Genomic DNA, 20,178 nt, shown 5'->3' on the forward strand with positions numbered 1-20,178 from the left:
CTCAGCCCCGCATCGCCTGGAGCTGCGCGGGATACCCGGCGGGGTTGACGGTGACGTCGATCAGCACGGGGCCGTCATGGGCAAAGCCCTGGCGCAGCGCGGCGGCGTATTGCGCGGGATCCTCGGCGCGCAGGCCCTTCACGCCGAAGCCTTCCGCCACGGCCGCGAAATCCGTCCGCGTGAAGCGCACGCCGGATTGGGGCAGCTGGCGCTGCTGCTGCTTGATGTCGATCAGCGACAGGGCGCTGTCGTTGAACACGATGGTGACGAGCTTCACGCCGAGCTGCGCGGCGGTCGCGAGCTCCCCCATGCACATCATCAGCCCGCCATCGCCGGTGAAGGCGATGGCGCCGCGCGCGGGGTCATGCACCGCCGCGGCGATGCCGGCCGGCAGCGCGAAGCCCATGGAGGCCAGGCCGTTCGAGATCAGCAGGTCGCGCGGTGCCTCGCACTGCCAGAAGGCCGTGGCGGAGAACATATGCGCGCCGGCATCGACGGAGACGCGCGGCGTGGCGCCGGCGGCGCGTGCCTCCCGCTGCGCGATGCGCACGATATCGGGGGGCGAGACGCCGCCGGTGCCCTGCCATTCCAGCGCGGCCAGGGCGGTGTCGCGCAGCGCCGCGATGTCGGCGGCGGTCCAGGTGGAGGCGCGTGGCGCCAGCAGCGCCATGCTGTCCGCGAGCGGCCCGTGCAGCGCGGCCGTCGGCGTGGCGTAGCGCACGGGATGCGGGCGCAGCGCGATGTCGAGGATCGGCGCGCTGTAGCGCCAGGGCTGGAGGATCAGCTCCACCGGATCGAGGCCCACCTGGATGAGCAGGTCCGCCTGGCCGACGCAGGGGGCTTCCAGCGTGCCGCCTGTGAAGATGCCGGCGTAGAGGGGGTGCGCGTCGGGCAGCACGCCCTTGGCCTTGTAGGTGACCAGGACGGGGCAACCGAGCGTCTCCGCCAGCCTGCGCAGGGCGGCGGCGTCGGTGGCGTTGGCGGCCTCCACGCCCACCAGCAGCACGGGGCGCCGGGCGGCGGCCAGCAGGGCCGCGGCATCGCCTTCGGGCTGATGGTGCGGCGCCATGGACTGGACGGGTTCCACGGGCTGCGCGGGGCGGCGCACGGCCTCTCCCGTCAGGTCCAGGTGGACGGCGCCGCGGGGCGCGGCTTCCGCCTCGTCCAGCAGCGCGATGATGCCGGCCATGGGGGCCTCCGCATCCGCGCGGGCATAGCCCTTGGTGACGCCCGCGGTCATGGCCCGCTGGTCGAAATACTGGTGCGTGACCCAGCTTCTCTGCTTCGGGGTGAAGCCATCGGCCAGCAGCAGCAGCGGCGCGCGTTCCAGCGTGGCGCAGGCCAGGCCGTTCACCGCATTGCCGACTCCCGGGCCCTTGGTGGTCAGCACCACGCCGGGCGCGCCGGTCAACTCCGCATCCGCCATGGCGGCGATGGCGGCATTGGCTTCCTGGCGGGCGAGGATGAAGTCGATGCCGAAGCGGGGCGCGGCCTCGATGATGTCGAGCGAGGAGCCGCCGCCGGGCACGCCCCAGATGCGCCGCGTGCCGCGCCGTGCGAGTTCGGCAAGCAAGGCTTCCGTCAACGTCATCACCACGTTCCTTCCCCCGATCGGCTACCTCTGCCCGCGCCGGCGCGGCTTGCCAAGACCGGGGCGGCGTCCTCTCCTGCGCGGGACCGGGATGGGAGAGGCGTGATGACGGGTTTCGCGGGCAAGCGGGTGCTGGTGGCGGGCGGCAGCAAGGGGATCGGGCGATCCATCGCGATCGGCTTCGCGAAGGCGGGCGCGGCGGTGTCGGTCTGCGCGCGCGGGGCGGCGGCGCTGGAGGCGACGCGGGCGGAGATCGCGGCCCTCGGCGTGACGGCGCATGCGGCCTCGGCGGATCTCGGCGTGCTGGCGGAGGTCACGGGCTGGGTGGAGGAAGCGGCGGCCGCGCTGGGCGGGATCGACGTGCTGGTGAACAATGCCAGCGGCTTCGGGTCCCGCGACACGGAGGAGGATTGGGCGAAGGGCCTCAATGTGGATGTGATGGCGACGGTGCGGGCCAGCCGGGCGGCGACGCCGTTCCTGAAGCAGTCGCGGGGCAGCATCGTGAATGTCACCTCCATCTCCGGCTTCCGGCCTTCGCTGCGCACACCGGCCTATGCGGCAGTGAAGGCGCTGCTGGTGAACTACACGCAGAGCCAGGCGGCCGCCTTCGCGCCGGATGGGGTGCGGGTGAATGCGGTGGCGCCGGGGTCCATCGAATTCCCGGGCGGGTCCTGGGAACAGCGGCGGACCAGCGATCCGGACCTCTACAACCGCATCCTCGGCTCCATCCCCTTCGGCCGGCTCGGCACGCCGGAGGAGGTGGCGGAGGTCGCGCTGTTCCTGGCGAGCGACGCGGCGCGCTGGGTGACGGGGCAGACCATCATCGTCGATGGCGGGCAAATGCTTGGGTGAAACAGCGGCGACACGGATGAAACAGCCGGCGACATGAAGGGATGGCGGGGCTGGACTAGAAGGCGCGCTCTCGTTCAAGGAGCACGCCTCATGCCCCGGCTTCCGCTGTTCTTCCTCATTGCCGCCGCCACCTGCCTGCTGGTCGGCGTCTGCCTTGGCGTCCTGATGGGCGTCCAGCATGATTTCCACCTGGCGCCGGTGCATGCGCATCTCAACCTGCTGGGCTGGACCTCACTGGCGCTGATGGGCCTGACCTTCCGCGCCTATCCGCAACTGCACGCCAGCCACATGCCCGCGCTGACGCAGTTCGCGCTGTCCACCAGCAGCGCCTTCCTGTTCCCCGCCGGCATCTACCTCTCGATCGAGCACCAGGCGCCGGCGCTGGCCATCGCGGCCTCGCTGGTCTGGCTGGCGGGGGTGGCGATGTTCCTGGTGCGGCTGGTGATCCTGGCCGTGGCGCGGTCCCCCCGCCGCTACCCCGCCCTGATGCCGGCGGAATGAGGGGGCGCCCGGGCGCTGACATCCGGGCCGGGTTGTGGCGATATGGGGGGAACGGCAGCACGGCCGGGCACCCCCGAGGAACCCATGATCGACCTTCACGCCAAGCGCCTGAACGGCCCCGTCATCCGCCTTCATCCCGATGACAATGTCGTCGTCGCCCGCACGGAATGCGAACCCGGCACCTCCATCCCCGGCGAGAATCTGGTGACGCGGGACAAGGTGCCGGCGGGCTACAAGATCGCGACCCAGCACCTGCGGAAGGGCGACCCGGTGCTGAAGTACCAGGTCACCATCGGCTTCGCGGCGGATGACATCCCCGCCGGCACCATGCTGCACAACCACAATATCGAGTTCCGGGAGTTCGACCGGGACTACGCCATCGGCCGGGACTACCGGCCTGTCGAGATGGTGCCCGTGGACCAGCGCAAGACTTTCGCGGGCATCGTTCGGCCCGATGGTCGCGTCGGCACGCGCAACTACATCGCCATCGTCTCCTCCGTGAATTGTTCCGCGACCGTCAGCCATGCGGTGGCGGACTGGTTCACGGAGGAGCGGCTGGCGGAATGGCCGAATGTGGATGGCGTCGCCGCCTTCACCCATTCCACGGGCTGCGGCATGGAATTGTCCGGGGAGCCGATGCAGCTGCTGCGCCGGACGCTGGGCGGCTACATGCGCCACCCCAATGTCGCGGGCGTCGTCGTCATCGGGCTCGGCTGCGAGCGCAACCAGATCGCGGGCCTGCTGGCCGAGCAGGGCCTGACGCCGGGGCCGCTGCTGAAGACGCTGGTGATGCAGGAGATCGGTGGCACGCGGAAGAGCATCGATGCCGGCATCGCCGCGGTGCGCGAGATGCTGCCGGAGGCTAACAAGGCGACCCGCAGCACGGTGTCCGCGGAGCATCTGACGGTCGGGCTGCAATGCGGCGGCTCCGACGGCTTTTCGTCCATTACCGCCAACCCCGCGCTCGGCAATGCGATGGATCTGCTGGTGCGCCATGGCGGCACCGCGATCCTGTCGGAGACGCCGGAGATCTATGGCGTGGAGCACACGCTGACGCGGCGCGCGGTCAGCCAGGAGGTCGGCGAGAAGCTGATCGAGCGCATCCGCTGGTGGAAGGATGTCTATACGCCGGGCCGCGACACGCAGATCAACGGCACGGTCAGCCCGGGCAACCAGACCGGCGGCCTGGCCAACATCTTCGAGAAGTCGCTGGGCGCGTCGATGAAGGGCGGCACGGGGCCGTTGATGGATGTGCTGCGCTATGCGGAGCCGGTGAAGACCAGGGGCTTCGTCTTCATGGACACGCCGGGCTTCGACCCGGTCTCCGCCACCGGCCAGGTCGCGGGCGGCGCCAACATGATCGCCTTCACCACCGGGCGCGGGTCCATGTACGGCGCGAAGCCCGTGCCCAGCGTCAAGCTTGCCACCAACACGCCCATGTTCCGCCGGCTGGAGGAGGACATGGACATCAATTGCGGGGAGATCCTGGACGGCACGGCGAGCATGGAGGAGATGGGGGAGCGCATCCTCGACCTGATGCTGCGCATCGCCTCCGGCGAGAAGACGAAGAGCGAGGAGCTCGGTGTCGGCAAGCACGAATTCGCGCCCTGGCAGATCGGCATCACGGGCTAGAGGCGGGGTCCGGGGGGCGCCACGCCCCCCGGCGGAGCCCGAGGCGGAGCCTCGGCCTTACAGAGGTGGCCAGCGATCCGCCCAGGGATGCGCGGCCTCATACTGCCGTGCCAGCGCCACCAGCGCCCAGTCCGCGCCATAGGGCCCGATGAGCTGGAAGCCGATGGGCAGGCCGTCGGCGGAGGGTGCGCAGGGCACGTTCATCCCCGGCAACCCGCCGGCGTTGACGATGCCGGTGAAGGCGCGGTTGTGGGGCGGGCCGAACTGGTCGGCCGGCCAGGGCAGTGCGCCGGCGGTCGGCGTCACCAGCACGTCCCAGTCCCGGAAGGCTACCGCGAATTGCGCCTGCACCTCCCGGAAGGCATTCAGGCCGTCGATGTAGTCGGCGGCGGTCAGGGTGGCGCCGCGATCGGCCATCTCCTCATAGATCGCGCCGATGTGGCCGCGCCAATCCTGGCCGCGCAGCACCCAGGCGAGGCCGCCCTGCGTGAAGGTCGGCCAATGCTTCTCGAACAGGGCGAGGTCCACGGGAAGCCGGCCGGTGGTGACGCGGTGGCCGAGGGCGGCCAGGTTCCGCGCCGCTTCCGCGCAGCTTTCGGCGACGGGCGCATCCACCTTCCAGTCGCCGAATTGCGGGATGTAGAGGATGCGGAGGTTCTTCGGCGGCGGCGGTTCCTCATGCGGGCCGGGCACGCCGATGGAGAGGCGGTCCTCATCCAGCGGGCCCTGGATCAGCGCCAGCGTCGCCGCCAGATCGTCAACCGTCCGCGCGATGGGGCCGATCACCTCCGCATCGTCGAGGATGATGGGCAGGCCGTTGCGGCGCGCGACTCGGCCGGTGGAGGGCTTCAGCCCCACCAGGCCGTTGTGGCAGGCGGGGCGACGGATGGACCCGCCGCCATCGGTGCCGAGCGTCACGGGCCCGAAGCCGGAAGCGACGCCAGCCGCGCCACCGCCGGTGGAGGCGCCGGAGGTCAAGGCCGGGTTGTAGGGGTTGCGTGTGACGCCGAAGGCCTTGGTGTCGATGTTGCCGCGGCCGAGCGTGAATTCGGAGACGTTGGTCTTGCCGATCAGCACGGCACCTGCCGCGCGCAGGCGGGCGACCGGCGTCTCATCGTGTTCGGGCACGTAGTCCAGGTAGAGTTCGCTGCCCCAGGCGCAGCGCAGCCCCGCCTGGGTGATGTTGTCCTTGATGGAGACGGGCACGCCATCCAGCGCACTGAGCGGCGTGCCGGCGGAGAAGCGCGCATCGGCGGCGGCGGCCATCTGCTTCGCGCCCGCTTCGTCCAGCGTCGCGATGGCGTTGATCGTCGGGTTCGCCTGCGCGATGCGGGCGAGCACGGAGGCCAGCGCCTCGCTCGGCCGCAGCGTGCCGGCGCGGTAGCGCGCGGCGAGTTCGGTGGCGGACAGGCGCCAGGCCTCGGTCATCTCGGTGATTCCGTCAGTTCGCGGGGGTGAAGAAGCGGGCCAGGGTCCACTCATCCGCGCGCGGCGTATAGGCGATGCCGCCGCGCGTCGCCCAGATGTTCACCTGGTAGAGGATCGGCACCAGCGCGTGATCGGCCATTGCCATCTCGCTGGCCTGTTGCAGCAAGGCGCTGCGCGCGGCGTCGTCCACGGTGGACAGCGCCTGCTGGATCACGGCATCGAGCGCCGGGTTGGAATAGCGGCCGCGATTGCCCACACCCATGCCGCGGTCGCGGTCCATGGTGGCCAGCAGCGCGCGGAGCGGCGACGATGCCTCCCCGGTATTGCTGCCCCAGCCCAGCAGCATGGTGGAATAGGCGTGGTTGGGCGGCCCGCCCTGGGAGAGGATGGTGTTGAAGGGCAGCGCCTCCGCCCGCGTCTCGATCCCGGCGCGCTGCAGCATCTGGGCGACTGCCTGCAGGATCTTCTCGTCATTCGGGAAGCGGTCGTTCGGGCCATGGATGGTCAGCGCGAAGCCGTTGGGAAGGCCCGCTTCCCGCAGCAGGCGGCGTGCGCCGTCGAGGTCGAAGGCTTCGGGCGTGAGGCGCGGGCTGGCGCCGAAGAAGCCATCGGCGAGCAATCCGCCGGCGGCGATCGCCTCGCCCTCCATCAGCCGGTCCACGATGGCGGGGCGGTTGATGGCGCGGGAGATGGCGGCGCGCACGCGCGGGTCGCGCAGCGGGTTCGGCATGGCCGCGCCGCCGCGCTGCGTCGCGTGGGGCGTTGTCTCCCGGAAGGTGTCGAACGACAGAAACATCACGCGGTTGGAGGTGGCGCGGAACAGGCGCAGGTCCGGCCGGCGCTTCAGCGCTTCCAACTGCGTGATGGGCACGGCGTCCACCGCATCGACATCGCCCGCCAGCAGCGCGGCGGCGCGGGCGCTGTCATTCGGGATGATGCGCAGCGTGACGCGCTGCCAATGGGCGGCACCACCCCAGTAGCCATCGTTGCGCGTCAGCACCACGCGGTCGCCAGGCGAGAAACTCTCGAAGCGGAAGGGGCCGGTGCCGACCATGGCGGTGCCGGCGCGGAAATCGGCCGTGGTCGCGGCTTCCAGCCGGCGCGGGATGATGTTGATGACGGAGAGATCGGTCGGCAGCAGCGGCTGCGGGCCGCGCGTGGTGATGCGCAGCGTGCGGGCATCCACCACCTCCACCGATGCGATGCCGCGGGTGAATTGCGTGAAGGGGCCGGGGCTGTTCGGCACGGCGGGCACGCGCCGCAGGCTGGCGGCAACGTCCTCGGCCTCCAGCGGCGCGCCATCATGGAAGGTCACGCCCGCGCGCAGGCGGAATTCCCAGACGGTGTCGGAGAGGGGGCGCCAGGATTCCGCGAGGCCCGGGATCAACTGCTGCCGTTCATCCTGGTGCACCAGCTTGTCGAAGACATGGGCGGCGATGGCGTTGTTCGGCACCAGATTGTGGAAATGCGGGTCCACCGCGGTCGGGGTGGAAGCCAGCGCGAGCGTCAGGCTTTGCGCGCGTGGCGCCACGGCCGGGATGGCGGCGGCGAGCAGCGTTGCCAGGAACAGCCGGGGGGCGAGGAGGCGCGGCCTGGTCATGCGGCGATGGCTTTCGCGATTGGCAGGACAGGAGCTTCGGCCTGGACGATGCTGCGCGCAAGACGGGCAGATGGCGCGAAGAACATGCCGTGGCGCGCATCGCCGCGATGCTGTGCCGGCAAGTTGGGCAAAGGGCGGCAATTCGCATTGCTGCGTCGCCGCCTCCGGAGGATGCTGGAATCTTCCCTGCGCGGAGATCGCCCATGACCCTGATCGCACGGCGCCTGATGCTCTCGGGCATCGCCGCTGGCCTGGCCGCGCCGGCGCTGGCGCAGGGCAATCCCTTCCCCAGCCGGCCGCTGCGCGTGGTCGTGCCCTTCGCGCCCGGCGGCATCACGGACATCCTGGCCCGTGCGGCGGCGGAGGCGATGGCACGCGTGCTGGGCCAGCCTGTCGTCGTGGAGAATCGGGCGGGGGCCGGCGGGAATGTGGGGTCCGAAGCCGTCGCGAAGGCGGCGCCCGATGGCTACACGCTGCTGGCGGTGGGGCCGGCGGTGATGGGCATCGCCAAGCCGCTCTACAGCCGGCTGAACTATGATCCGGACAGCGACTTCACCTGCCTCGGCCTGCTGGGCGCGCAGGCCAATGTCCTGCTGGTCAGCCCGCGCGCGCTGCCGCAGCCGACGCTGCCCGCGCTGCTGGAGGCCGCGCGCGCCAAGCCGGGGGAACTGCCCTTCGCCTCATCCGGCAGCGGGTCGCTGACCCATCTGACGGCGGAACTCTTCGCCGCCGATGCGGGGCTGCGGATGGTGCATGTGCCGTATCGCGGCAGCCCGCCGGCCCTGGCGGACCTCGCGGGCGGGCAGGTGGCGATGCTGTTCGACGCGCTGACCACGGCGCTGCCGTTGCACCAGGGCGGCCAGGCGCGGATCGTCGGCATCGCGACCCGGGGCCGGGCGGCGGAGCTGCCGGAGGTGCCGAGCCTGGTGGAGGCCGGGTTTCCAAGCCTGGATGCGCCGAACTGGTTCGGGTTGTTCGCGCCCGTCGCGACACCTGCGCCGGTTGTCGCGCGCCTGGCGGCGGCGGTGGCGGAGGTCACGGCCTCCGACAGCTACAAGGCGCTGATGAGGGCCCGCAGCGCGGCGCCCGTCGCGCTGGGTGATCGAAGCCTCGACATGTTCCTGGCGGCTGAGCGCAGGCGCTGGGCGGATGCGGTGCAGCGCAGTGGCGCGAAGGCGGATTGAGCCGGGCCGGCACCGGACCGTATCGTCATCGAAGGGCTGGTCGGAATCGCGCCAGCGGGCTACCCTCGCGTCAGCGGCGTGTATACAAGATGGCAAGCGCGCCCGCGGTTTCTTCGAGGCGATCCAGGGATGGTTACTTCGGAACGAGTCGGCCTGGCCCGGCTCTCCGTGTTTCTGCTGATTATTGCGGCGGCGTGGATGCCGCTGCAGGCCCTGGCGCAGTCCAGCCAGGCGAACAAGCCCGTGGACAGCATGTCGTGCCGCCGCCAGTGCGATGCCCGCATGCCTGACCGGGCGATGAACCCGCAACCGGTGCAGGCGTGCCTGGTGCGCTGCGCAGCCGGTGAGCGCCATCTGTCGCGGCAGAACCAGCGCGGCACGCCGGAAGCCACGGGCCGCGGGAGCACGGGCCCCGGCGCGGCAGGCGTGATGGCCGGCGCCGCCGCGGGCGCGGGCCTGGCAGTCGGCGTGCCCAACGCGATGCCGCAGCGCACGGCGCCGGCCGCATCGCGCAGCATCGTCGCCTATGCCGCGCCGCTGCCCGGCCGCGGCCTGTCGGTTTCCATGCCGCAGGAACGCATGGCGGCGCATCGGGGCGCGGAAACGGAATGCTTCCGGCGCAACAACAACAACCCCTGCCGCCTGCTGGCGGAAACGGCTGACCGCTGCCTGGCCGTCGCCTTCGGGATCCGGGCCAACGGCCTGGTCATCACCTCCGACCCCCGGACCTTCACGATCCACCATTACGGCACGGGGTCCGGGCAGGATGAGACCTCGGCCGAATTCGCGGCGCTGCGGGACTGCTCCGGCCGCCTGGCCGCCGGCGTGTCCTGCCGGATCGCGACATCGCGCTGCGGCTGATCCGGCCCCGGATGCCTCAGGGGATGGTCGCGGGAAAGTGATGCATCCCGTCCGCGCCCAGCGGCAGCCGCGTGACGGAAAGCACGGCGGATAGCGGCAGCGCCGCGTAGAGATGGGGGAACAGCCCGGGCCGGCTGCCGCCGGAGGCCGGCTCCCACTTCAAGGCGTCGCCGAGGCGCGCCGCATCGGCTTCGACCAGCCAGAGATCCGCCACGCCCGCCCGGTGCTTCGCGGCGCTGGCGCGGAGCTGCGCGGCGGTGGAGAAGTGGAGGAAGCCGTCGCGCTGGTCATGTGCGCTGCCGCCATAGGCGCCGGCGGCCTCCGCCGCGCGCCAATCGGCTTCCCTCACCATCGTGTAGATGCGGTCTTCCATGCGCCTGCCCCTGCTTCGGGGTGCAGCGTATCAGCCGAGCAGCCGATAGAAGACAAGCCCGCCCGCTTCCGCCACCGGCACCTGGCCGACCGCCCAGCGCGGCAGGGTATCGGCGGCATGGTAGTGGGTGGCACCCCGGGTTGGGTCGGGCAGGGTGCCGGACAGGGCCCTGCCGGCGATGCGTTGGCAGATGGCGAAGGCGGGGTCGTTCCGCGTCGCGGGGTCCACCATGGCGCCCCGCCGGGGATGGCGGGGGTGCCAGCAGGCGAACTGGAACGGCGCGCGGCAGATGGCGTCGACACCGGTGCCGAGGTGCTTCGGCCCGTCGGGCAGGCTGGCGAGGCGCAGGCGGTTCATCACCACTGCGGCAATACCCTCCAGCCCCCGCACCGGCCGGCCGGCGGCTTCGCCCCAGAGTGTCAGCGCCAGCACCGTGAGGCCCGCGGGCGTCGCCGCGCGATCAAGCGATGCGCTCATGCCCGGGTCTCCCCCTCGGCGCGGGCGGCGAAGCCGACCTTGCGCTGCGTCACCACCTGGCCGGAGATGGCGGCGGCGGCGGTGGCGGCGCGGCTCACCTCGTCCAGCTTCTCCTCGATGCGGACGAGGTGGAGGGACAGCCGTGAATCGAGGTCGCGGATCAGGGAAAGCGGGACATAGGTGCGCGCGACCTCCAGCTTGAACTCGACCAGGTCATCGCGGGCGGAAGGCGCGGGCGCGGCCTGCGGCGGTTCCGGGCGCGCCGTCAGGTCCCGGCGCAGCAGATGGACCATCCAGAGCATCAGCAAGGCCAGCGGCGCGTCGGCGGCGGCGGCCAGCAGCTGGGGCGGGATCTCGGGGATCATGGGGGCACTCCTTGAAGGGAAGCGGCGGCGGAACCACCCTGGGGTGGCCGCGCGGAAGGGCCGCGCGGCGCCGGGGGATGCGCCGCGCGGACCGATGTGGAACGAGCCTTACCTGGAGACCTGCTGCCGATCGGCGCTGCACCGGCTGACGCTGGTGCGGCCGCATGGGCGCCCTGACGGGCTGAAGGACGGCCCCTGCCTGCAACGGCTGGCCGGCATGGGCCTGGCCCGCGCCCGCCCGGATGGGCGGTTCGAGGCGACGGAAGCCGGCCTCGACCGGCATGCGACGGAGATCGCCCGCAAGCGGGCGTGAGGATCAGAAGCCCCGCCAGGGCAGGGCTGTCCGCGGCGCCGGCGGGGCGAAGGGCAGCCGCACCGGCTCCGCCAGCAGGCAGCCCGCGACGGCATCCAGCGCGTCATCGTGCAGCCCCGGCGTATCCGGGCGCCATTCCGCCATCTCCCGCACGAAGCGGCCGCGCAGCACGCTGTCATGCGCGGACAGGCGCCGCGCCGCCAGCACCGGGTCCAGCGCCGCCAGGATGCGCTCCGACTTGGCGCGGCGGCTGACGGCTTCCGTCACCGTGCAGACGGCGCCGATCCGCGACATCTCCCGCCGCAGCAGCCCGGGCAGGAAGCGGCCGAGGCCATTGGTCTCCACCCGCACCACCGGCAGCATCAGGTCCCGCGCCAGCGCCGCGACGGCGCGGCATTGCTGGGTGGCGGCGTCCTCCTCCGCCTCCGGGTCATGCAGCAGGTAGGCGACGCGGTGGAGGTAGTGGCGGCCTTCCGCGTCGCTGAAGGTGGCGGCCAGCACGCTGGCATCGCCGCTGCCGGGGCGCCCATAGGCCGGGTCCCACCAGCCGCCGCCGGAGACGAGCCGCGTGCCCATCAGGGACAGCAGGCCGCGCCCATTGGCCTCCCGGTACTCGATCTCCGCGCCGTAGCGCGACATCGCGGCGGGATCGAGCCGCGCGGCCCCCATCGGCACCGGCTCCAGCAGCATCTGCCGGCGGAAGGCCAGCGGGCCGACGCGGTCGCGCAGCGCCGCCACGGCCTCATCCGGGAAGCGTTCCGGCCAGGCGCTGCGCCCAGCGGCGTCCAGCAGCGGCAGCACGAGCCGCCGGTAGCCCGAGAGGAAGGCGTCCGCCCCTTCCGCGTAGAGGCTGTCCTCCGCATGCGGCGTGCCGACGAACAGGATGGTGCCGCCGGGGACCAGGACGAATTCCGCTTCCGTCAGCCTCTCCCGCAATTCCTCCCGCTTGGCGGGCGTGTCGCAATTGCCGGCGACCTCGACATCGTCGCCGATGATCAGGTCGGCGCGCGCCCCGGTGATGTTGCCGCCGATGCCCGCCGCCATCATGGAGGCATCGCGCAGCACGCCATCGCGCGCCACCGTGAAGCGGTCGGATGCCCAGGACCCCTCCCCATGCCCGGGCAGCAGCGCGGAGCACAGGGGGTGGCGGCCCAGGATGCGGCGCACATTCGCCACCATCTTCGTCGCCAGCGCGTGGTCCGCCGCCACCACGAGGATCCGCGTCTGCGGTGCGCAATAGAGCCGCCAGGCGCAGTAGAGGCCGACCAGCGTGGATTTGCCGAAGCCGCGGAAGGCCATCAGCAGCAGTCGTCGGTCCCCGGCCGCATCCCGTGCCTGCAGCCAGCGCAGGACGCGCCGGTGCAGGGGCGGGGTGCCAAGGCCATTGGCCTGGTTCCAGATCCAGGCGAATTCGACGAGGTCGGCGGGGCGTTGGCTCAACCCTCCTCCTCCTCGCCTGCCGGCGGCGGATCGGCCTCGCCTTCCTGCGCGATGGTGGCGCGCGCCTTGGCGAGGATGTCCTCCACCGTCTCCTCCGCTGCCTCTCCATCCTCCGCCGCCAGGGCGGCGAGTTCGCTGATATGGGCGAGTGCCGCGCGGGCGGCGGATTGCCGGGCCGCGAAGGTCTTGGAATCCGGCGGCACCTCCTCCAGCGGCGGGTCGCTGACGAAATGCGCGTATTCCTCCGCGACGCGCTCGATCACAGCGGCCAGCTTCGCGCGCGGCACGCCCGGCGTCTTGCGGGGCGAGGTGGAGGGCTTCCTCATGCCTTCACCACCCGCACGCGTACCGTGCCCGGGTTGAGGTCCACCGCCGCGCCTGACCGGTTCCAGACCGTGACCGTCACCGTGTCCTGCGCCCCGATCTGCGCCAGGAAGACGCAGCCGGAGGTGGCGAGGGAGAAGGATGCCTGCACGAAATCCCCGGGCCTGGCGCCGGCGACGGTGACGCTGGTCTGCACGCTGGCGCCGGCGGCGATGGAGGCCGGATCCCAGGCCTGCTCCGCGATCAACTCCCGCACGCCGATGCGCAGATCCGGCAGCCCGAACAGCAGTGGCGGCGCGTGGCGCGGATCGCAATGCAGGCGCATGGCGCGCAGTTCGTAGTCGGCCGTGATGCGGGCGACGCCGATGATGGCGGTGGCCACCTGCGGCGCCAGGCGAATGGCCTGCAGCCGCGTCAGCCCCGCATCGTCCATGTCGGCCGACCCCTGCCACCAGCGCGCGGTGGCGTTCCAGGTCATCGACTGGCCCGATGCCATCACCATCGTGCCGGCGGCCTCCGTCAGCAGGTTCCAGCTGCTGTCGAAGGCCATGACGATCAGGCGCGGCGAATCCGCATCCACCGTCAGGGCGAAGTCCTTGCAGCGTGACGTATCCACCACGAAGCCCAGGCCGCGCCCGCCCGTGAGCACCACGCCGCGGTTGGTCAGCGTGTAGGAATCGAGCGCGGGAAAGGCGAATTGCGGCAGCGAGGTCGGGCCGCCGGCGACATTGGTGGACAGGCAGGCGAGCCTTTCGAACCCTGTCTCCGTCGCGTTCCAGCGGATGGCGGCGGCCCGCAGCGACGGGACGGCGGCCACCTCCCGCGTCGCCTCCCGGTTCGGCAGTGCCTGGTGCAGCGCCTTCACCACGCCGCCAAGCCGCGTCGCGGTCGCGGTGTGCTCGATCTCGATCGCGTAGCCCTGGCTTGCCCACGCCACCTCGTACATGTGGTCCTGCGCGCCGGCGGTATGGCGCGCCACGATCGGGTCGCAGCCTTCCATGCGGATGCCGCGCGCGACGATGGCGCGGCTGTTCACCTCGCACAGGAAGGGGATGCCCGTCGCCGCGATCTCGCGCGAATTCAGCTCGAAATTCGGGCCGTCGAACAGATGGCGGTTATGCGCGACATAGGCACCCGGCGCGGCCGACAGGCGGATGCCGAAGCGGTCCTTGTCGGTATGCACGGTGGAACCCACGGCGAAGTGCCCACCATAGTAGCGGATGGAGGTGTTCCACGCCGCGGCGGTCAGCGTGTGGATGTCCAGGCCGATCTTGTTGTTCACGAAGCGATTGAGGATCAGCGTCGTATCCTCGAACCCCCGCTCATCGCCCAGCGTACGCAGGCCGATGGTGAAGCCCGTGATCTCCCGCACCTCGATCAGCGATGCATCGTGGTTGATCATCACCACGCCGATATCGCCCTCATCCAGCCAGTCGCTGGTGGTGGCGCGCATCACGGAAATGCCGATGTGGTGCTTGTTGGCGTTGCGCGTGCTGCCACCATTGCCGATGGTCAACGCCGTCTGCCCGCCAGGGCCGGCGTAGATGATCCGCCCGAGCATGGTCAGGCCCGCCGCGGCGCCAGGCAGCGTCAGCGGCTGCAGCGTGCGGAAGGAACCCTCGCCGATCGTCAGCACCTTGCCGGAAGCGGCGGCGGCGTTCATTGCCGCCTGCAGCGCGGGGCCGTCATCCGTGACGCCATCGCCGGTCGCACCGAAGTCGCGCGCGCTCAGCGTCTCCGCCAGCTTGTCCTCCACCGTATGGGGCACGGCGCCGGGGAAGGGCGCCGTCAGCAGGGCGGAATCACGCGGCACCACCACGATGTCGCCCACGCTGTCGAAGCCGAGCAGCCGGTTGGCGCGCGCGGTCCGCATGGGAAGCGTCATGTCGCCGCCGAGATCGGCGGGGTCCCGCCGCAGGGTGGAGGAGAGCTCCTCCCGCTGTTCCTGAAGGGCGGCCACGACGCGGTCCAGCTCATCATTCAGCGTGCGCGCACGGAGCACGCCATTGTCCTGGAAGTCGGACGTGCGCTCGACCTTGACGCGGCGGCGCAGCGTGACCGTGCTGCCGATGCCGGGTGGCGATGGCAGCGTGACGGTACCGCCAGCGGATTGTCCGGCGCCGGAGACAGTGAAGCCGCTGCCAAGGACGATGCCGTCGACGCGGACTTCCAACTCCTCCGCCAGGAAGATGGGGAAGGGAAAGGTGAAGTCGCTGCGCGCGCCATCGCCCACGTATTGCACGCGCGGCGCGACGTCGCCGATGCGGATGTGCTCGGCCATCGTGGGCTCCAGGAATGGGGGGCAGGGAAGGGCCGCGCGACGGGCGCGCGGCGACGGGTGATCAATCCAGCAGGTTGCGCAGCGAATTGCCGAAGCTGCTGCCGGCGCGCAGCCAGGTGGTCAGCGAACCGTCATTGTTCAGCAGGCTGCGCCGCCCGGCGGAAAGCCGGGCGGCGAAGACCTGGTCGCTGTCCGATTGCGCCGCGGCGGCATCGCGTTCCAGCCCCGCCGTCAGCGCGGCGGCAGAGCCCTCATCCGGTGACACGCCGCTGGCCGCGAGCCGCGCGCGGGCGGCGGCCGTGGTGCCTGCCAGCCGTGCTTCGCGCGCCCGCGTTTCCGCCGCCTGCTGCGCGGCCAGCTGCTGCTGCCGCGCGGCTTCCTGCTGCTGCGCGGCGGCGGCCTGGGCCCTGGCGTTGCTGGACTGCGTCTGGGCCTGGCGCACCGTGGAATACAGCGAGGCGCCCGCGCCGAGGGCGGTCGCGATGGGGGCGAGTTGCGCCATCAGTCGGTCATCCTCATGTCGGTGGTGACGGAAAGCAGGGTCAGCGGCAGCGGTGTCTCACCCTCCACCCGCCACAGCGGCGCCATCGCATCCCGCCGCCAGCCGAGGGCGCGCAGCGTGATGTCGCCGGTGAAGGGCGCGGGCGCGGCATCCAGCAGCGCCGTGTCCAGCCGCCGGAACGGCACGGGCTGCACGCCGCGGCCGAGGTCGACCTCCAGCGCCGGCGTCTCCATCACCCGGAAGGTGGCGGAGACCAGGCGGAGCGGTGCGGAAGCGGCGCCACCGGCACCGGACAGGCCCGTCGGCAGCGGTTCCACCACATGGCGGAACGTCAGGCCGACCTGCACGGCGCGCGCCGGCGGGTCCAGCGTGACCGCGCCGCCGGCGACGGTCATGGCCCCGCGCGGTGCCCCATCCGCCATGACGCTGACCACCGATCCGTCGAGGTGGCCGAGCCCTGACCACACATCCTGTTCCGTGGCGCTGGTGCCGGACAGCGCGGCATCGAGGCCGAGCGCCGTGTCGAAGCGTTCCAGCCGATGCCAGCCATTCCTTTCCACCACCGCGAAGACGCGGCCCTCGGTCTCCGCCACCGCCTTGAAGCGGCCTGCGGTGTCGAGCCGCGTCCAGGCCGTCACCTGTTCCGCGCGATAGAGCGTCAGCGTCGCGATCGACCCATCGGCCATCACCACATGCAGCAGCCGCATGGTCTGGTCATAGGCCATGGAGACGGGCTGCTGGATCAGGTGCCGCGCCACCAGCGCCAGGTCATTCGCCTGGTACACGTCGGCGACGTCGGTATAGGCGAATTCATGCACTGCCTGGCCGGACCGCGCGACGAACAGCGTGGCGCCATCCACATCCACCGGCGGCACCTGCCGGTCCACCAGGCTGCCGACGCGCGTCTGGCGATGCAGCTGGATGGAGGACGGCGTCAGCGGATCGCCCGTCACCATCCACTCGGCACCGGAGGTGAAGACCTGCAGGTGGCGGCCGGAGAAGACGGCGCGGATCGCATTCACCTGGTCCGACACCAGCGCGAATTCGATCGCCTGGTCGTCGAGGCCGGTGCCGTTGTCGAAATTGCCGATGTCGCCGGTGCGCGAAAGCCAAAGCCGGTTCGGCAGATCCCGCGACCCGCCCAGTACCAGGCGATCCTGGTGGAAGCAGGCGGAGACGGGATAGCCGCGGACGCCGCTGAAGGCGGGCTCCGCCCAATCCGTGGTCGGCGCGGTGCCGGGCAGCGTGCCGTTGACGATCCCTGTCGCCGACCGTGCATTCGCCACCGCGGTGATGGCGACTGTCTGGCCCGCGATGCGGAATGGCGCGGTGACATGGCCGCTGGAGAAGACGTCGGCGGAGGCCGTCAGCGTCACGGTGCCGGTGGTGGCGGAGGCCGCCAGCGTGACATCGGGACGGAAGTTGAAGACGGGCACGGCATCGAAGACGAAAGGTGTCAGCGTCCAGCTGGTATGGCTGCTCCGCGTCAGGCGCTGCGGCGCGACATCGGGGTGGAACAGCAGCAGCGTGTCGGCGCTCTGCGTGAAAGCGACCTGGCCCTGCATGCCGGTGGACCAGGGCGCCGGCAGGCTCGCTACCGCGGCATCGCCCAGGAAGACATGCAGCTGCCCCTCGGTCAGCACCAGCAGGTAGGTCTGCTCCGTGTTGAACTCGAAGGGAATGAGGCGGGCCGGCCCGGGCAGGGACGCCACATGCAGCAGGCCCGGCCGCCGCGCGACGCCGCCCGTGGGCTGGATGACGACATTGCGCAGCCGGCGCGCGCCATTCTCGAAGGCCCGCAGATCGGCGCGGCCGAACAGGTTGGGCGCGAGTTCCCCGGCGGTGAAGGAGGATTTGGTGCGTCGCGTGGCGATGGTCATGCGATCAGCCCCGCACCGAGACCAGCGGGAAATCCTCGATCGCCCGCGGCGTGTCCTGCTGGCTGTCGATCTGCCGCGCGGCGCGCAACTCCGTCTCCGCCAGGCGGAACAGCATCTCCGCCCGCGATGCGGACTCCGTCAGCGGCAGGCAGAATTCCGCGGCCAGCCGCGCCACCAGCGCCTGGGCGAAGAAGGGCGGGAAGGCGCTTTCATCGGCACGGAAGATGTAGGTCAGCACGACCTGCTCCGCATCGGCGTGCAGCCGGTCCTCGTGCAGACGGTAGGGCGTGCCGCGCCCGCGCCCGCCGCTGCCGGCGGACAGCGCGCGGAGAAAGCCCGGCGGCAGCTGGAAGGCATGCGCCATGTCCGCCTGCGGCACTGCGGCCAGCCGGGGCAGGGAAGCCTGGCCGGTGGCGAAGGACCAGGGATGGGCGGAGAGCAGCGCGTCGCGCACCGGCGCGTAGAGATTCGCCGCCACCTCCGCCTCCGCCGTCCCCTCATCGAGCGAGGCGACGGGCTGCGCGCCCAGGCGCAGCAGGGCGCGCGAGCACAGCGCGAGCGCGGTGAGTGCCATGGTTGTCATGTCCGTTCGCGGGAGGTTGGGCGGCCCCCGTCACGGGGACCGCCCTGGGTGGTGGCGACAGGCTGACCCTTGCGCCTTATTCCGCCGCGCGCATGCGCACGACGCCCATGTCATCGACCAGCACGGCGCCCTGGCTCATCATGTTGGCGACGAAATGCGCGGCGCGGTCGCCGTGCCAGGTGACGTCGGTCTGCACTTCCGCCGCCGCGGCGTGGCCGATGGCGGTGCGGTGGAAGAAGTAGCAGTAGCGCAGCGCGCCGGACTTGGTCAGGCCGGAATGCGGCATCCACAGCGCGCCGAGCCAGCGCTTCGCCTGGCTGCCCTTCCAGGGCAGCGCATCGTCGCCGACATACTGGGAGGAGGCGAATTCCTCGATCGCCAGCAGCTGGCTCCACTGCTTCCAGCCGACGACGGCGACGCGGCCACCATCATCCGGCACATCCGCGGCGCCCATCATCTCGAACGCCAGCAGCACCTTCGCCTTGGTCAGGCCGTCGCTGTCGGTCGTGCCGGCGGCGGTGCCGATCGCTTCCCGCGTACCGGCATCGAGCGCCGCGATGATGAGCTCATCCGTCTTGCGGCCCAGCGCATAGGCGCCCGCATTGGCGACGACGGTGCGTTCGTCGATGTTCGTCTTCAGCTCATCCAGCCGGTCGATCCAGTCGCCGGCATAGTAGTCCTGGAGCACGCATTCGACCTGCGCATGCTCCAGGTTCATCACCGGGACGGCGCCGTTGCGCGTCTTCGCCGCGGCGGTGCCCTTGCCGACCTTCGGGAAGAAGGTGCTGGATCCGGTGACGCCGGACTTGGACCGCACCAGGGGGCGCAGCTTGCTGCCCTGGCGCTGATAGGCCTCCTTCACCTCGGCCTGGAACTGGACGGCGAAGACGGCGTCGATCTGGGTGCTGGCGGGCATCGTGGCCCTCCTTCGTGATGGGGTGCAGGGAAGGCGCCGCGCCACCGGTTGCCCCCGGGGGGTTTGCCCCTGGGGCCGGCGCCACGGCATGGCTCCGCAGGCCCGCTCACGCGGGTTGCTTGCGGGAAGGGGGGGGCGGGGCGGATGGGGACCCCTTGGGCCCGCGCCATCCGCCCCGCCGGCGCCGCGCCCGGGGAGGGGCGCGGCGACGCCGGCCGGCGCCACGCGCTGCGATGCGCAGCGGGCGCCTGGCCGGATCTCAGCGGGTTGTCACGCGCCGCGTAGGCGACACACCCCGTCGGCTATTCGCCGACGAGGCCGGTGTACCCGTCGGCTATTCGCCGACGAGGCGCCGGAACCCGTCCGTCACGCGCTTCACGAAATCGGGCTCCCGCGTCCGCCAGTAGCGGGGGTCGCGCATCATCCGGCGCAGTTCCCCCTCATCCGGCGTCGATTCCGCCTGCGCATCGCGCGCAAGGGCCGGTTCCTTGCCTTCCATCATGCGATGCAGCGCGACCACGCCCTCCGCCGTGCTGGACAGCGCCGTGAAGACCGCTTCCGGCAGGTTGGCGCGGCCCCAGCTGGACAGCTGGGCGGCGATGCGGCGGAAGCGTTCCTCCCCGCCGAAATGCGCCTGCAGCTTCTCCACCTGTCGCGCGGCCTCGAAATCCGCGGCCGCTTCCGCGATCAGCGGCAGCAGGCGTTCGGCCGCCAGGTCATAGACCAGCTGCACCTGGCGCGGCGTGAAGCCGGCCTCGTGCAGCTTCGCGTTCACCACCGGGTCGGGCGATACCACCTCGTTCAGCGGCGTGATCTCGTAGCCATCCGGGCTGTCGGGAATGCCGAGCAGCCGGCGCCAGCGCAGCCGCTCCTCCTCCGGCGCGTCATCGCCCGGCGGGCCCTGGCGCTGGGACATGCGGCGTTCCAGTTCCAGGTAGGATTTCAGCAGGGCGTCGACGCGCAGCGCGCCGGCGGCCTCGTCCCAGAACTTCTCCGGGATTTCGGCCGGTCGGGTCGTGCGGCCCGCGGCCGTGTCCGGCTTCAGGGCGGTCTCGAGAAGATCCTCGGGCATGCC

The 20,178-nt window shown here is 71.4% G+C and carries 20 protein-coding genes; 6 read left to right on the forward strand and 14 right to left on the reverse strand.

What is annotated here, in order from left to right:
* Window position 1: 1 nt before the first annotated feature.
* Window positions 2-1,591: a thiamine pyrophosphate-binding protein gene (locus BM041_RS02535; protein ID WP_092955018.1), complete on the reverse strand. Its 1,590-nt coding sequence runs from the start codon at window positions 1,589-1,591 to the stop codon at window positions 2-4.
* A 105-nt stretch (window positions 1,592-1,696) separates the two neighbouring features.
* Between BM041_RS02535 and BM041_RS02540 the strand changes: the two genes are divergently transcribed.
* The 3 genes from BM041_RS02540 (at window position 1,697) to BM041_RS02550 (ending at window position 4,576) form a co-directional block, all read left to right on the forward strand.
* On the forward strand, window positions 1,697-2,443 hold the full coding sequence (locus BM041_RS02540) for an SDR family NAD(P)-dependent oxidoreductase (protein ID WP_092955020.1): 747 nt from the start codon (window positions 1,697-1,699) through the stop codon (window positions 2,441-2,443).
* A 90-nt stretch (window positions 2,444-2,533) separates the two neighbouring features.
* Entirely contained in the window at window positions 2,534-2,944 is a 411-nt protein-coding gene (locus BM041_RS02545) for a hypothetical protein (protein ID WP_092955022.1), read from the forward strand.
* 84 nt (window positions 2,945-3,028) lie between these two features.
* A complete protein-coding gene (locus BM041_RS02550) occupies window positions 3,029-4,576 on the forward strand; it encodes a UxaA family hydrolase (protein ID WP_092955024.1) in 1,548 nt (515 codons plus the stop codon).
* A 57-nt stretch (window positions 4,577-4,633) separates the two neighbouring features.
* On the opposite strand, the gene BM041_RS02555 is transcribed toward BM041_RS02550, so the two are convergent.
* On the reverse strand, window positions 4,634-6,004 hold the full coding sequence (locus BM041_RS02555; protein ID WP_092955026.1) for an amidase: 1,371 nt from the start codon (window positions 6,002-6,004) through the stop codon (window positions 4,634-4,636).
* 13 nt (window positions 6,005-6,017) lie between these two features.
* Window positions 6,018-7,604 carry an ABC transporter substrate-binding protein gene (locus tag BM041_RS02560; RefSeq protein WP_092955029.1) on the reverse strand — a complete coding sequence of 529 codons (1,587 nt, stop codon included), beginning with the start codon at window positions 7,602-7,604 and terminating at the stop codon, window positions 6,018-6,020.
* Window positions 7,605-7,807: 203 nt separating this feature from the next.
* Between BM041_RS02560 and BM041_RS02565 the strand changes: the two genes are divergently transcribed.
* Together BM041_RS02565 and BM041_RS02570 are read left to right on the forward strand one after the other, a co-directional pair.
* Window positions 7,808-8,788, forward strand: a complete 981-nt coding sequence (locus BM041_RS02565; RefSeq protein ID WP_175533678.1) for a Bug family tripartite tricarboxylate transporter substrate binding protein — start codon at window positions 7,808-7,810, stop codon at window positions 8,786-8,788.
* A 198-nt stretch (window positions 8,789-8,986) separates the two neighbouring features.
* Window positions 8,987-9,649, forward strand: coding sequence for a DUF4189 domain-containing protein (locus tag BM041_RS02570; protein WP_175533679.1), 663 nt, complete (start codon window positions 8,987-8,989; stop codon window positions 9,647-9,649).
* A 16-nt stretch (window positions 9,650-9,665) separates the two neighbouring features.
* On the opposite strand, the gene BM041_RS02575 is transcribed toward BM041_RS02570, so the two are convergent.
* Genes BM041_RS02575 through BM041_RS02585 form a run of 3 tightly spaced genes read right to left on the reverse strand, consistent with a single transcriptional unit; the run spans window position 9,666 to window position 10,864 of the window.
* A complete protein-coding gene (locus BM041_RS02575) occupies window positions 9,666-10,022 on the reverse strand; it encodes a DUF952 domain-containing protein (protein ID WP_092955038.1) in 357 nt (118 codons plus the stop codon).
* A gap of 30 nt (window positions 10,023-10,052) precedes the next feature.
* Window positions 10,053-10,499: a cell wall hydrolase gene (locus tag BM041_RS02580; RefSeq protein WP_092955041.1), complete on the reverse strand. Its 447-nt coding sequence runs from the start codon at window positions 10,497-10,499 to the stop codon at window positions 10,053-10,055.
* On the reverse strand, window positions 10,496-10,864 hold the full coding sequence (locus BM041_RS02585) for a hypothetical protein (protein ID WP_092955044.1): 369 nt from the start codon (window positions 10,862-10,864) through the stop codon (window positions 10,496-10,498). Before BM041_RS02585 ends, BM041_RS02580 begins: the two co-directional genes overlap by 4 nt.
* A gap of 94 nt (window positions 10,865-10,958) precedes the next feature.
* Between BM041_RS02585 and BM041_RS02590 the strand changes: the two genes are divergently transcribed.
* Entirely contained in the window at window positions 10,959-11,177 is a 219-nt protein-coding gene (locus BM041_RS02590; RefSeq protein ID WP_092957378.1) for a hypothetical protein, read from the forward strand.
* A 3-nt stretch (window positions 11,178-11,180) separates the two neighbouring features.
* Here the strand turns inward: BM041_RS02590 and terL are convergent, their stop codons facing one another.
* From terL to BM041_RS02635, 8 genes are all read right to left on the reverse strand, one after another.
* Entirely contained in the window at window positions 11,181-12,617 is a 1,437-nt protein-coding gene (terL, locus tag BM041_RS02595) for a phage terminase large subunit (protein WP_092955047.1), read from the reverse strand.
* Complete coding sequence (locus BM041_RS02600; RefSeq protein ID WP_092955050.1) at window positions 12,614-12,943, reverse strand: hypothetical protein; 330 nt, start codon at window positions 12,941-12,943, stop codon at window positions 12,614-12,616. Before BM041_RS02600 ends, terL begins: the two co-directional genes overlap by 4 nt.
* On the reverse strand, window positions 12,940-15,222 hold the full coding sequence (locus BM041_RS02605; protein ID WP_092955052.1) for a phage tail fiber domain-containing protein: 2,283 nt from the start codon (window positions 15,220-15,222) through the stop codon (window positions 12,940-12,942). The genes BM041_RS02600 and BM041_RS02605 overlap by 4 nt, the downstream gene beginning before the upstream one ends.
* Window positions 15,223-15,283: 61 nt before the next feature.
* Window positions 15,284-15,724, reverse strand: coding sequence for a hypothetical protein (locus tag BM041_RS02610; RefSeq protein ID WP_092955055.1), 441 nt, complete (start codon window positions 15,722-15,724; stop codon window positions 15,284-15,286).
* Window positions 15,724-17,604: a hypothetical protein gene (locus tag BM041_RS02615; RefSeq protein WP_092955058.1), complete on the reverse strand. Its 1,881-nt coding sequence runs from the start codon at window positions 17,602-17,604 to the stop codon at window positions 15,724-15,726. The genes BM041_RS02610 and BM041_RS02615 overlap by 1 nt, the downstream gene beginning before the upstream one ends.
* A 4-nt stretch (window positions 17,605-17,608) precedes the next feature.
* Window positions 17,609-18,178, reverse strand: a complete 570-nt coding sequence (locus BM041_RS02620) for a hypothetical protein (RefSeq protein ID WP_092955061.1) — start codon at window positions 18,176-18,178, stop codon at window positions 17,609-17,611.
* 85 nt (window positions 18,179-18,263) lie between these two features.
* Window positions 18,264-19,103, reverse strand: a complete 840-nt coding sequence (locus tag BM041_RS02625; RefSeq protein WP_092955064.1) for a phage capsid protein — start codon at window positions 19,101-19,103, stop codon at window positions 18,264-18,266.
* Window positions 19,104-19,437: 334 nt separating this feature from the next.
* Window positions 19,438-20,175 carry a capsid assembly protein gene (locus tag BM041_RS02635; protein ID WP_092955070.1) on the reverse strand — a complete coding sequence of 246 codons (738 nt, stop codon included), beginning with the start codon at window positions 20,173-20,175 and terminating at the stop codon, window positions 19,438-19,440.
* Between the last annotated feature and the right edge of the window lie 3 nt (window positions 20,176-20,178).

Origin of the sequence: Falsiroseomonas stagni DSM 19981 (assembly GCF_900114315.1) — a bacterium.
GTDB lineage: Bacteria > Pseudomonadota > Alphaproteobacteria > Acetobacterales > Acetobacteraceae > Falsiroseomonas > Falsiroseomonas stagni.